This is a genomic window from Vescimonas sp. (assembly GCF_057856985.1).
In genome coordinates, this window is the sequence record NZ_DBLZXX010000002.1 from 1 (window position 1) to 13,319 (window position 13,319).

Below are 13,319 nucleotides of genomic sequence, written 5' to 3' on the forward strand. Positions count from 1 at the left end.
CAGCTCGTTGGCCAGCTTCCGGCCCTCGGAGATCAGTTCGAAGGTTGTGGGCATCATCACGCCCTGACGCTGCTCGCAGAAAACCCATACGTTTTTGAAGGACTGAATGTCCGAACTATTAAAAGACATATTTTTAAGTTCCCTTCTTTCAGATTTGACAAGCATTTCAGCACGTTTCGATTCGGCAAGCTGCAATCACGTTTTTTCGCCGCGGCGTGTACGTGGCGAAAAATACCGCTCGGCAAGCGGAGTGTGCGAGCGCAGCGAGTGCGCGCAGTCTGCCGAAATGCTCACAAAAATGCTTGCATTTTTGTGAAGTATTTTTAGATGATGTGCTTGGCGGCCAGAATGCCCGCCAGCTTGTCGGTGGTAGCCTTGTCAGCGCCCTCGAGCATCATGCCCGCGCCCTTCTGAGGGGGCGTGAAGGAGGTCAGAATGTTGGTAGGAGAACCCTTCAGACCGATGGTGGTGGCATCGATCAGCTCGTGATCCTTCAGCGTCTCATAGGTCATGGTGACCAGAGGCTTGCTGTAGCACTCGAACGCGCCGCCCACGGACAGGTAACGCGGGGTGTTCAGCTCCTTGATGCAGGTGATCATGCAGGGGGTCTTGACCTTGATGGTCATGTAGCCGTCCTCCAGCATGCGCTTCACGGTCAGCGTGTCGCCGTCCTTGGTGATCTCACCGGCATAGGTGACCTGGGGCAGATGCAGCTTCTCAGCGATCTGGGGGCCCACCTGTGCGGTATCGCCGTCGATGGCCTGACGGCCAGCCAGGATGATGTCATCCTCGTCGATGCCGTAGGTGTCGATGGCAGCGGCGATGATCTGGGAGGTAGCGTAGGTATCGGAACCGCCGAACTCACGAGCGGTGACCAGAACGCCCTCGTCCACGCCCATGGCCATCAGCTCACGCAGCATGCCCTCGGCGGGAGGGGGACCCATGGTGAACGCCACGACCTTGCAGCCCAGCTCGTCCTTCAGAGTCAGAGCCGCCTCAACGGCGTTCATGTCATCGGGGTTGATGATGGTCTGCATGGACGCACGGTCCAGAGTGCCATCGGGGTTCACGGCCACCTTACCGGAGGTATCGGGAACCTGCTTTACAGTGACGATGATTTTCATTTTACCTTTTACCTCCTCAATTACTTGCCCAGCACGGCGCGGGAAATGACCACCTTGTGGATCTCGCTGGTGCCTTCGTAAATTTCCGTGATCTTTGCATCGCGGTACATCCGCTCCAGAGGATAGTCGTGCATATAGCCGTAGCCGCCGTGGATCTGCAGTGCCAGATTCGTGACGAACCGCGCGTTTTCAGAGGCGTTGAGCTTGCACATAGCCGCCTCCTTGCCGAAGGGCTTGCCGCTGTCATCCAGATACGCGGCGTAGTAGGTCAGCCACTTGGCCGCCTCAGTCTTGGTAGCCATATCCGCCACATACCACTGCAGGCCCTGCAGCGTGGCGATGGGCTTGCCGAACTGGACACGTTCGTGCATATATTTCACCGTCAGCTCCAGCGCACCCTCGGCAAGGCCGATGCTCTGGGCGCCCACGCCGATGCGGGCGCCGTCCAGCGCCTGCATGGCGATCTTGAAGCCCTTGCCCTCCTGCCCCAGCAGGTTCTCCGCCGGTACGCGGCAATCCTCGAAGATCAGTTCCGCGGTCTCGCTGCCCCGCAGGCCCATCTTGTTCTCCACCTTGCCCACCGTGAAGCCGGGCGTACCGGCCTCCACAATGATGGCGGACATCCCCTTCAGCCCCGCAGCGGGGTTCGTCAGGGCGAACACCACCAGCACACCGGCGCGGCTGCCGCCGGAGATGAAGCATTTGGTGCCGTTGAGCACATACTCGTTGGTCTCCGTATCCAGAATGGCCGTGGTCTGGGCCCGGGCCGCGTCGCTGCCGGCGCCGGGCTCCGTCAGGGCAAAGGCACCCAGCTCGCCGCCCTTGGTCAGGCGGGGCAGGTACTTCTGCTTCTGGGCCTCGGTGCCGTACTTGGCGATGGCCTGGGGTGCGATGAGGTGGATGGACAGGGTGGCTGCGGAGGCCATGCACTTCTTGGCGAACTCGGACACCGCGATGACCTCCTCGGTCATGCCGCCGCCCACACCGCCGTACTCCTTGGGCACACCGATGCCGGTGAAGCCGTAACGTGCCATCTGCTTGAAGTTCTCCACGGGGAAAACGTGGGTCTCATCCAGCTCCGCCGCGGTGGGCTCCAGTGTATTTTCTGCAAACTGCTGTGCCGCCTTCTTCAGCAAAGCCTGCTCTTTTGTCAGTTCAAAATTCATGTCTTGCTCCTTTCTCTTCCGATCCTCTATTTCCATTCAAAAACGCCGCGGTTCAGCACGGGTTTTCCTGTTTTCAAATTCATCAGGCGGAAGTATGCCTGCTTCTCACCTGCATGCCACAGCTCCAGCCGCACCGGCGTATCCGGATACAGCACGCTGCTCATCTGGGCGGCCATGCGCGTCATGCGCTCCGGCTCCCCGGGGATCAGGGCCGCTATCGCCATCCGGCAGGCAAAGCCAAAGGAACAAAGGCCCTGCATAAAGGAGGACTCAAAGCCCATCTTCTGCGCATATTCCGGATCTACATGCACCAGATTGGTGTCCCCCGTCAGCCGGTACAGCAGATTCTGCACGGGGCTGATATAGTCGTCTGCTTCCACATCCGGCTTCCGCTCCGGAATGACCACGGGGCTCTTGGGCATGGGCTTCCCGCCAAAGCCGCCGGCCTCGTGGAAAAATGTGGTGGAATAATTGGTGCAGACCGCGTTGCCGGCCTCGTCCCGCACATCCACCCGCGTCTTGATCACCGCGCCCTTGCCTTCGCCCCGATCGTACACGTCGGTGATCACATCCTGATACTGAAACGTTCCCTTGATCGGATCGATGGGGCGGTGCATGATGATCTCATGATCCATGTTCAAAAAAGAAATGGTGGGCTTGATCAGTTCGTTGGCGATCATGGAGGCGGGCAGCGGCATCCATTGATACGGCTTTACATTCACCGTGCCCCAGTAGGGGATCGTCCCGTAGGTGGGCAGCGCTTTCAGAACCTTTTCATAGGTGTATTGCAGATCCTCCGCCTTGGCACCCACCGCCAGCGCGTACAGTGCGATGTCCCGCCAGTTGTACTCCATATAGCGGGGTTCCGTCCGCAGTCCTATCAGCTGTGTCAGATCGACCTTTTCCATGGTCAAGCTCCCTTCTCGTATTGTTTTACCTCAGAAACGGGCGCACCAACACGGAGTTGGTGCGCCCGTCTGTCGCAGGCGCAACGCTGCCTGGCTCTTTATTCCTTTTCGGCAGCCAGCTTCTTGTAGTAGGCCAGCCGCTCCATGGCGTCCTTCTCGGTCTTTTCCAGAAGGCCCTCCGCCTCATCGGGGAACGCCTTCAGCAGGGAGGCGTAGCGGACCTCGTTCATCAGGAACTCGCGGAAGGACATGGTGGGCTCCTTGGAATCCAGCGTGAAGGGATTCACGCCGGTGCCCACCAGCTGGGGATTGTAGCGATACAGCGCCCAGTAGCCGCAGTCCACGGCGTGCTTGGCTTCCATCTGGCTCAGGCCCATGCCGGTCTTGATGCCGTGGTTGATGCAGGGGCAGTAGGCGATGACGATGGAGGGGCCGGGATAAGCCTCGGCCTCGGCCAGCGCCTTCAGCGTCTGCGCCTTGTCGGCGCCGATGCACACCTGCGCCACGTAGATGTAGCCGTAGGTCATGAAGATGCGGCCCAGATCCTTCTTCTTGGTACGCTTGCCGCTGGCGGCAAACTTGGCGATCGCCGCGGTGGGGGTCGCCTTGGAAGCCTGTCCGCCGGTATTGGAATACACCTCGGTATCCAGCACCAGAACGTTGATGTTCTCGCCGGCCGCCAGAGCGTGGTCCAGTCCGCCGTAGCCGATGTCGTAAGACCAGCCGTCGCCGCCGATGAGCCACTGGGAACGCTTGGGCAGATAGTCCTTGTTCTCGTACAGCTCGGTCAGCAGTTCGCTGCTCTCCTTCACGGGCTCCAGAGCGGCGATCACGCGGTCCGCGCGCTCGCGGGTGCCCTTGGACACCATCTGGTTGTCCAGCCAGTCCGTCAGCGCCGCATCCAGCTCGCTGCTGGCGTGGAGCTCCAGGATCTTCTTGGCCAGAGAGGCCATCTCCTTCTGCACCTGACGGGTGCCCAGGAACATGCCCAGACCGAATTCGCCGGTATCTTCAAACAGGGAGCTGTTCCACGCGGGGCCGCGGCCCTTTTCATTCTTGCAGTAAGGCGCGGAGGGCACGCTGCCGGAGAACACATGGGCGCAGCCGGCGGAGTTAGCGATCATCATGCGGTCGCCGAACAGCTGGGTGACCAGCTTGATGTAGGGCGTCTCGCCGCAGCCGGCGCAGGCGCCGGAGAACTCGAACAGGGGCTTTTCGAACTGGCTGCCCTTGACGGTGAGCTTGTTGAAGGGGTTCTTCTTCTCGGGCAGAGCGGCCACGTAGTCCCAGCGAGCGGCCTCGTCCTGCTCCTGCTCCAGCAGGCGCATATCCAGAGCCTTCTCCTTGGCGGGACACACGTTGACGCAGTTGCCGCAGCCGGTGCAGTCGTTGGGGGAAATGGCGATGCGGAACTGATACTCCTTGGCGCCGTTGGCAGGCTTGGTCACATAGCCCTCGGGAGCCGCCGCAGTCTCTTCCGGTGTGGTCAGGATGGGACGGATGCAGCCGTGGGGGCACACAAAGGAGCACTGGTTGCACTGGATGCACTTCTCGGCGTCCCAGTGGGGCACGCGGATGGCAACGCCGCGCTTTTCGTAAGCGGAGGTGCCGGTAGGATACGCGCCGTCCTGCACGGGCAGCAGGCCGCTGACGGGGATGTTGTCGCCCTCCATGCGGTTCACGGGCTCCAGGAAGTTCCTGATGTAGTCGGGCACCTCTCTGGTCTCGGCCGCAGGCGCGTCCACAGCGTCCGCCCAAGACGCGGGCACAGCCACCTCGTGAAGGCCGGTGATGCCCTGATCCACGGCGGCACAGTTCATGGCCACCACATCGTCGCCCTTCTTGCCGTAGGTCACGGCGATGGAATCCTTCAGATACTTGACGGCATCCTGAATGGGGATGATGTCCGCCAGCTTGAAGAACGCGGACTGCATGATCATATTGGTGCGGTTGCCCAGACCCAGATTGCGGGCGATGTCCACAGCGTCGATGGTGTAGAACCGGATGTGGTGCTGCGCCAGATAGCGCTTCATCTCGGCGGGCAGGTTGTGCTCCAGCGCCGCATCGTCCCACATGGTGTTCAGCAGGAATGTGCCGCCGTCCTTCAGACCGGCCAGAACGTCATACTTGCTGACATAGGACTGCTGGGAGCAGGAGATGAAGTCCGCCTTGTCGATCAGATAGGTGGAGCGGATGGGGGTGTCGCCAAAGCGCAGATGGGATACGGTGACGCCGCCGGACTTCTTGGAGTCGTAGGCGAAATAAGCCTGCGCATACTTGTCGGTGTTGTCGCCGATGATCTTCACGGCGCTCTTGTTGGCGCCCACGGTGCCGTCGGAGCCCAGACCCCAGAACTTGCAGGCGGTGGTGCCGGCATGGTCGATGACGATCTCATCCACGGCAGGCAGATCGCTGTCGTACATGTCGTCGATGATGCCCACGGTGAAATGATCCTTGGGACACGCGGCCTTCATGTTCTCAAACACCTGATAGATGTGGTACGGACGAATGTCCTTGCCGCCCACGCCGATACGGCCGCCCACCACCACGGGCTGATGCTCTCTGCCGTAGAACGCGGTCTTGACATCCATGTACAGGGGCTCAGCCTGCGCATTGATCTCCTTGACGCGGTCCAGCGCGGTAATGACCTTCACGGTCTTGGGAATGTATTTGAAGAAGTGCTCCAGAGAGAACGGGCGGTACAGATGCACGGTCAGCAGGCCGACCTTCTCGCCCTTGGCGTTCAGCGCGTCCACCACTTCCTCGATGGTCTGGGTCATGGAGCCGATGGCCACGATCATGCGCTCCGCATCCGGCGCGCCGTAGTAGTTGAACAGGTGGTAATCCCGTCCGGTGAGCTTGTTGATCTCACCCATGTAGGATTCTACCACATCGGGCAGTTCTTTCCAATACTTATTGATGACCTCGCGCTGCTGGAAGTGGATATCGGCGTTCTGCACGGTGCCGCGGACGCTGGGATGATCGGGATTCATGGCGCTGCGGCGGAAGGCGTTGATGGCGTCCTTGTCTACCAGCTGTGCCAGCTCGTCATACTCCAGCACCTCGATCTTCTGGATCTCGTGGCTGGTGCGGAAGCCGTCAAAGAAGTGCAGGAACGGCACGCGGCCCTTGATGGCGCTCAGGTGTGCCACGGCTGCCATGTCCATGGCCTGCTGCACGCTGGCAGAGGACAGCATGGCAAAGCCGGTGGTGCGGATGGTCATCACATCGCTGTGGTCGCAGAAGATGCCCAGACCGTTGGAGGCCACCAGTCGGGAGGCCACATGGAACACGCCGGGCAGCAGCTCGCCTGCGATCTTGAACATATTGGGGATCATCAGCATCAGGCCCTGAGAGGAGGTGTAGGTGCTGGTGAGGGCGCCCGCCTGCAGGGAGCCGTGAACAGCGCCGGAAGCGCCGCCCTCGGACTGCATCTCTACCACCTGCACGGTCTCGCCGAAGATATTCTTCTTGCCGGTGGCGGCCCACTCATCAATGTGCTGGGCCATGTCGGAGGAAGGGGTAATGGGGTAGATGGCGGCCACGTCGGTAAAGGCATAGGAAGCGTATGCCGCCGCGGTGTTGCCGTCCATGGATTTCATTCTGCGTTTCGTCATTTCTGCTGCTCCTTTCGATTACTTGCTCTGCTGAGCCAGTTTCTTCTCGATCAGCTTGCCCAGCTTCATCACGCCCTCGCGGATCTTCTCCGGAGAATTGTTGCCGAAGCTCATGCGCATGCAGTTGCGGCCCGCGCCGCTGCCGCCCACGAAGAAGCCCGCGCCGGCCACGAATGCCACGCCCACTTCCGGATCAGTACTGGACTCCTTCAGCAGCTCCGCGGTGTCAATGTCGCCGGGCAGCTCCACCCAGGTGAACAGGCCGCCGTCGGGGAAGCTGTGCTTGGTGCCCTCGGGGAAATACTTGTCGATGCACTCCAGCATGGCGTCCCGACGCTGGCGGTACAGGTCGCACAGCATCTTGTGGTGTGCGGGATAGTAGCCGCGCTTGAAGAACTCGGCGCACAGCACCTGGGGCAGCATGGAGGTATGGGAGTTGGTGGCGGACTTGGCCTCCGTCAGATAGTGGATGGTCTCCGGCTCCGCCATCACATAGCCCAGGCGCACGCCGGGGGAGAAGATCTTGGAGAAGCTGTTGGCCACCACCACGTTGCCCACGGTGTCGAAGCACTTGATGGGAGGCAGGTCCTCTCCGCTGTATCGAATATCACGGTAGGGGTCGTCCTCCAGCACCAGCACATTGTACTTGGCGGACAGCTCCGCCACCTTCTTCCGGCGTTCCAGGCTCAGAGTACGGCCGCTGGGATTCTGGAAGGTGGGGATCACGTAAATCATTTTGGGATGGTACTTCTGGATCTTCGCCTCCAGATCGTCCATCTTCATGCCGTCCTCGTCCATGTCCACGCCAATGCACTTGGCCTCGAACATCTCAAAAATCTCCACGGAGTGTACGAAGGTGGGGGATTCTACCAGAATCACGTCGCCCGGGTCAATATAGACCTGGCAGGTCAGGTTGATGCCCTCCAGGCCGCCGGCCACCACCATCACATTGTCAGTGGTACACTTCACACCCTTGGGGAGCAGCAGCTCGTTGACAATGACCTCTTTCATGTCCTTGGTGCCGCTGAGAGGGCCGTACTGCAGAGCCTCCACGCCGCGCTTGTCCTTCCGGATGACCTCATCCGTCAGCTGGCGCAGGATGTCGATGGGCAGGGCCTCCTTGGCCGGCGCGCCGCCGCCGAAAGAAATAATATCGGGGTTTGTCATCGCGCCAAATAAGTTGCTGACCACGTTGGCCGTGTAGGCCATGGCGCCCATGCGTTTTGCGTATTGTATCATAAAATGCTCCTCCTTTTCCTTACCGCGGTGTTTTCTGCCGCGCCGACACATGGCGGTCATGCCGGTATGGTCGGTTGTCTGCATTGTAGCACTATGCGGCGCATCTGTCTCCGCAAGTAATTCACACCCCACTTGAATTTTCTTCAACGCAAAGCTGTGCAGAGTGTGCTATGATACCTGCATACAAGCGAAGCGCTTTGTGCGTTCTGTCTACCGTCTGAAAAGACGGCGTCGGCAGAAGGCCGATCTGACAAAACAGGACAAGGAGGAACCCCCCATATGAAAAAACGCATTGTCTGTTTCGGCGATTCCAATACCTGGGGCTATATTCCCATTACCGGTGAGCGATATGACGAGAGCATCCGCTGGCCGGCCCGCCTGCAGGAAAAGCTGGGCTATCAGGACTACACCGTGGTCGAGGAAGGTCTCACCGGACGCACCACCGTCTTTGACGATCCCTTTGATCCGGAGCTGAACGGTCTGAAGACCATGCCCGCAGTCCTCCGCAGCGCGGCTCCTATTGATGTATTGGTCTTTATGCTGGGCACCAACGATTTTCAGTCCAATATTCCCGCCGGCAATCCCATCTCCACCGCCCGCGCCGTGCAGTATATGCTGGAAACGGCACGAAAGCTGGGGGTCGACCGTCCCGGCGAGAAGATGAAGATCCTGCTGATCTCTCCGGTAGAGATCACGGAGGATCGCCTGACCTTCAAGGAAAACGATGTGACGGATCAGACCAGCATCGACAACAGCCGCCAGCTGGGCAAGTGCCTGCGCACCGTGGCCGAGCAGCTGGATGTCGAGTTCATCGACGCGGCTCAGTTCATCAAGCCCGGCAAGGTGGACGGCGTCCATCTGGACGAGGAGGGCCACGCCAAAATGAGCGAGCTGGTCTATGAAATGGTACACACCATGCTTTCCTGAAGTTCCCCCTGTTGTAATTGGGCTGTCAGCCCTGTGTTACAAAATTAAATAGAAGAGGAGATCAAGAGAAAATGGAAGAAAAAAATGTCAAACGCTCTAAATTCAGCTCCAACCTCGGCATGATGCTGGCCTGTATCGGCGGCGCTGTCGGCCTGGGCAATGTTTGGGGCTTCCCCTCCAAGCTGGGCCGCGGCGGCGGCTTCTACTTCCTGATCATCTACGTCGTGGTGGCGCTGCTGCTGGGCATTCCCATGACCCTGTCCGAGTACGCGATTGGCCGCAAGATGCGCAAGGGCCCCATCGCAGCCTGGACAGAGCTGAACCGGAAATGGAAGTTCGTCGGTATCCTGAACGCCATCGTCTGCGTAGGCGTTATGGGCTTCTACTGCCTGCTGTTCGGCTGGATCATCAAGTACATGGTGGAATTCGGCATCGCGATCTTTAATCCCGCCAGCACCTTCTGGACCATGGACAGCGCCGAATACTTCTCCATGTTCATCTCCAACCCTGTGGAGCCCCTGGTCTGGACCTTCCTGGGCCTGCTTCTCGCCTATCTCTGCGTCCGCAAGAACATGGCCGGCGGTATCGAGAAGGCCTGCAAGTGGATGATCCCCGCGCTGGTCGTTCTGCTGATCGTTGTGGCCATCCGCGCCTGCACCCTGCCCGGCGCCGAGGCGGGCATCGAGTTCCTGTTCCAGCCCAGCACCGAGAATGTTATGAGCTCCGGCGGCTGGCTCACCGTGTTCGGCATCGCCCTGGCCCAGATGTTCTTCTCCCTGAACGTCGGCTTCGGTACCAACCTGATGTATGGCTCCTATGCCCCTGACGACAGTGACCTGGCCAAGAATGCCCTGCTGGTTCCTCTGGGTGACATGGTCGTCGCTCTGCTGGCCGCTCTGGCCACCATTCCCGCCGCTTTTGCATTTGGCTATTCCCCCTCTACCGGCGCAGGTATGCTGTTCATCACCATGAAAGCCGTCTTTGAGAGCATGCCCGGCGGCGCCATTTTCGGCTTCATGTTCTTCGTTGCCGTGTTCTTTGCCGCTATCAGCTCCGTGATCGGTATGACCGCTGCCAACGCCGCCATCCCCTGCGAGCACTGGGGCTGGAGCAACAAGAAGGGCACCCTGCTGGCGCTGGCCGCCAACTTGATCATCGCCATCCCCGTTTCTCTGGGTTACAGCTCCCTCAGCGGCGTGCGCATGCTGAGCTGGATGGGCAAGGATACCGACATTCTGGACTCCATCGACTACCTGTGCGAGAACTGCTTCGCCACTGTGGCAGCCCTGGCTCTGTGCATCTTCGTTGGCTGGATCTGGAAGCCCGCTGCCGTTATCGAGGAGGTAGAAAAGGGCGGCAAGTTCAAGTTCACTTGGAAGAGTATCTTCACCTTCCTCATCCGCTACATCTGCCCCATCATCACGCTCATCGTGGTGCTCAGCTCTATCGGTATTATCTCCCTGTGATTTTTCCGCCTCATTCCCCTTTTTCTCTGCATTTTCCCGGCGCGAAAAAAGCGGACGCTGTTCAGCAGCGTCCGCTTTTTTCTATGCTTCTTCAGTTTTCTGCTGCACTCAACGGAAGTAGGGCAGCTCTTCGGGATATCGCTGCGCCACATAATCCTGCACCGTCCGCACGAAGATCTTCGTCACGGGGGTCACGTACTCGCTGCGCTGTGTAGCGATACCGATGGTGCGGAACGGCGCGCCCTCGATAGGAAACACGCGGATGTTTCCGCCCAGATAGTCCAGCACCAGCTCCGGCATAATGCTGATGCCCTGTCCGCTTTCCACCATGGCGATAATCAGCGCGTCATCTGCCAACTGGTGCGGATTTTCCATCTCGATATTGTTGGCGGACAGGAAGGCCCGCGCGTCAAAGTCGGATTCCGCGTGCGGCAGGATCAGCGTGTTCTTCCGCAGATCCTCCAGCGTAATATAATCTCCGTTTTCCGCTTCAAAGGACTTCGGCGTAATGCACATCAGTCTGTCATGCAGCAGCGGGTACGCCGGAATGCTGCCAGTGATAGGCACCGATACAAATGCCGCGTCCAGCTCCCCATTTGCCACAGCCGCCTCCAGTCCGGTATAGCTGCCCTGGTGAATATACATCTTGATCTGGGGATACTCCTTCTGCATCCGCAGCATAATGTCAGGCATCCAATTGCAGCCCACGCTGCTGAATACGCCCACATTCAGGATACCGGTACGTATATCACAGATCCGCACGATCTCCTGCTGCAGCCGCTCCTCCGCCTTCAGCGCATAGCGGACATGGGGGATCAGCTCCTGACCGTATTGGGTCAGCCGCAGACCATCGCGGTTGCGGACCACCAACTGCATTCCCAGCCGTTCCTCCAGCTTTCGCAGAGAATGGCTCACCGCAGATGGTGTCAGGTGTACGATCTCCGCCGTTTTTGTCAGGCTGTTGGTGCTGGCCACCAAATCAAAAATACGATAACTGATGTCTATCACAAGTATCCTCCTTTCTTACCATTCTGTCGTGCTGTATCCCCCGTGACGGTGGTTACTTTGACAGTGCGGCGCGTTTTTTTCAATACATTATTGTGCAAGATTCAACACGGGTTGAATCTCTTTCATTTTGTTATTGTAGCCTTTTTGCGAGAGCTTGGCAAGTGCGGCGGCACATAAATCTGCACAATTTACGTTTTTTCTCTGTACGGATACCCCCAGCGCCGCAGACGCGTATCATGCAGTGTGTGCATGATAGCGTCCGGCACGGGGAACGGGCCGCGACCGGCAGCAGGCATACAAGGGGTGACAAACCCTGCACACTGTGCTATACTACCCACATCACCACCAAGGAGGACGTATCATGCGTATCAACTGGTTCAAGGACGAAAATCACCTGGTCTATATCAACGGCGCGACGCAGCTGGCGGAGCTGGAGCGGACGCTGCACTTCCCCGGTCTGGAGGAAGCCGCCAATGAGCTGCGGCAGCATCCCACAGCGGAGGGCTTTACCATCAAGGGCCCCAAGCGCACCAGCGGACGGCTGTTCGTGCCTGATCTGACCTTCGGCGAGCACATCGAGATGGGCGAAAACATCTTCTTCTATATGGGCGAGATGCAGGAGTGCTACGTCATCTACTGGCTGGACGCGCCTGTGGCAAAGTGAGGCGGCGGAACACATGCTATTCCTGCAAAAGCACCACGGGCAAATGTCCGATTCCATGCTGACGGCCTTTTTCATCATCCTATCCGGAGGATTGCAGGACGCCTATACCTATTGCTGCCGCGGCAAGGTGTTCGCCAACGCCCAGACCGGCAACATCGTGCTGCTGAGTACGCATCTATTCGAGGGAGACTGGGGACAGGCGCTGCGCTACTTAGTCCCCGTGCTGGCGTTCCTGCTGGGTATCTACATCGCGGAGTGCGTCCACCGGCACTTCAAGCGGATGGAGAAGGTACACTGGCGGCAGCTCATCATTCTGGCGGAGATCGTACTGCTGGCGGCGGTGGGCTTCCTGCCGGAGACGCTGAACACCACTGCCAACGCCGTGGTGTCCTTCGTGTGCGCCATGCAGGTGCAGACCTTCCGCAAGGTGCGGGGCCACGCCTACGCCAGCACCATGTGCATTGGCAATATGCGCAGCGGAACGGAGGCGCTGTGCGCCTACTTCCATACGAGGGATAAGGAAATACTCCGCAAGGCGCTGACGTATTTCGGTGTGGTGCTGCTGTTCGCGCTGGGCGCGGGTATCGGCAGCATAGCCACCCTCCACTGGGGCGCGGGGACGATCTGGCTGTCCTGCGGCCTGCTGACCGTCAGTTTTCTCATTATGTTCGTCCACGACGAGGAAGAAAAGCTGAATGCATAAAAAACGGCTCCAACTGCGCTCTCCCTGCCGCAGTTGGGGCCGTTTTTCGAGGTTTCCTTCATGGAAAAGAAAAGTGTGGTTAGTGAAATCATGGCGCTATGATAGCACGGAGGAAAAGACTCGGGGCGCCCATTTCACCGTGCCCCGCCTGCCGGGACACAAGGAGCCCGACGTGACAGGCATCTATCTGGCGTCTGCGGCGCACGGTTTCCGCCGGTTGACCAATAAGGCCAAAACTGCTCCGAAGAAAAGAAAAAACCCTCGAAGCCTTGCGGCTTCAAGGGTTTTCCTGTTGGTGCGCGAGGCGGGACTTGAACCCGCACGTGCGTAATGCACACTAGAACCTGAATCTAGCGAGTCTGCCAATTCCACCACTCGCGCGTCACGAACAAGTGTTATTATAGTCATGTCCCCCCCAAATGTCAACCCCTCTTTTTCGATTTTTTGAAAATCTTTTCTTTAACGATCTTTGTCGACATCTGTCCCCTCCTGCCGCC

Annotated in this window: 10 protein-coding genes, 1 tRNA gene and 1 pseudogene; 4 read left to right on the forward strand and 8 right to left on the reverse strand. The window is 59.0% G+C overall.

Translation table 11 applies throughout. The features are described 5' to 3' along the window. The 6 genes and pseudogenes from ACZM22_RS02935 to ACZM22_RS02960 form a co-directional block, all read right to left on the reverse strand. Positions 1-129, reverse strand: a pseudogene (locus ACZM22_RS02935) (acryloyl-CoA reductase electron transfer subunit beta); the annotation flags it as partial. A 194-nt stretch (positions 130-323) separates the two neighbouring features. Further along, positions 324-1,124, reverse strand: a complete 801-nt coding sequence (acrB, locus tag ACZM22_RS02940; RefSeq protein WP_489543046.1) for an acryloyl-CoA reductase electron transfer subunit gamma — start codon at positions 1,122-1,124, stop codon at positions 324-326. 20 nt (positions 1,125-1,144) lie between these two features. Then, a complete protein-coding gene (acrC, locus tag ACZM22_RS02945) occupies positions 1,145-2,290 on the reverse strand; it encodes an acryloyl-CoA reductase (protein ID WP_483269173.1) in 1,146 nt (381 codons plus the stop codon). A 26-nt stretch (positions 2,291-2,316) separates the two neighbouring features. Beyond that, positions 2,317-3,198, reverse strand: coding sequence for a MaoC/PaaZ C-terminal domain-containing protein (locus tag ACZM22_RS02950; protein WP_483269172.1), 882 nt, complete (start codon positions 3,196-3,198; stop codon positions 2,317-2,319). Between the two features lie 98 nt (positions 3,199-3,296). Then, positions 3,297-6,815 carry a pyruvate:ferredoxin (flavodoxin) oxidoreductase gene (gene nifJ, locus ACZM22_RS02955; protein ID WP_489543047.1) on the reverse strand — a complete coding sequence of 1,173 codons (3,519 nt, stop codon included), beginning with the start codon at positions 6,813-6,815 and terminating at the stop codon, positions 3,297-3,299. A gap of 18 nt (positions 6,816-6,833) precedes the next feature. Then, the gene (locus ACZM22_RS02960; protein WP_444053773.1) at positions 6,834-8,054 is read right to left on the reverse strand and encodes an aminotransferase-like domain-containing protein; all 1,221 of its coding nucleotides are present in this window, start codon (positions 8,052-8,054) and stop codon (positions 6,834-6,836) included. Between the two features lie 279 nt (positions 8,055-8,333). On the opposite strand from ACZM22_RS02960, the gene ACZM22_RS02965 reads away from it, so the two are divergent. Both ACZM22_RS02965 and ACZM22_RS02970 read left to right on the forward strand, forming a co-directional pair. Further along, a complete protein-coding gene (locus ACZM22_RS02965) occupies positions 8,334-8,981 on the forward strand; it encodes a GDSL-type esterase/lipase family protein (RefSeq protein ID WP_484424949.1) in 648 nt (215 codons plus the stop codon). 71 nt (positions 8,982-9,052) lie between these two features. Next, positions 9,053-10,447, forward strand: coding sequence for a sodium-dependent transporter (locus ACZM22_RS02970; protein ID WP_489543048.1), 1,395 nt, complete (start codon positions 9,053-9,055; stop codon positions 10,445-10,447). A gap of 108 nt (positions 10,448-10,555) precedes the next feature. On the opposite strand, the gene ACZM22_RS02975 is transcribed toward ACZM22_RS02970, so the two are convergent. Then, positions 10,556-11,455, reverse strand: coding sequence for a LysR family transcriptional regulator (locus ACZM22_RS02975; RefSeq protein WP_484424947.1), 900 nt, complete (start codon positions 11,453-11,455; stop codon positions 10,556-10,558). A 361-nt stretch (positions 11,456-11,816) separates the two neighbouring features. Here ACZM22_RS02975 and ACZM22_RS02980 point away from each other — a divergent pair, with 361 nt between their 5' ends. Next, positions 11,817-12,119 carry a hypothetical protein gene (locus ACZM22_RS02980; protein ID WP_176924755.1) on the forward strand — a complete coding sequence of 101 codons (303 nt, stop codon included), beginning with the start codon at positions 11,817-11,819 and terminating at the stop codon, positions 12,117-12,119. Between the two features lie 13 nt (positions 12,120-12,132). Beyond that, positions 12,133-12,822 (forward strand): YoaK family protein, encoded by a 690-nt coding sequence (locus tag ACZM22_RS02985; protein ID WP_489543049.1) that lies wholly within the window; start codon positions 12,133-12,135, stop codon positions 12,820-12,822. A gap of 293 nt (positions 12,823-13,115) precedes the next feature. Here the strand turns inward: ACZM22_RS02985 and ACZM22_RS02990 are convergent. Then, positions 13,116-13,203: transfer RNA gene (locus ACZM22_RS02990), tRNA-Leu, on the reverse strand. Positions 13,204-13,319 lie beyond the last annotated feature (116 nt).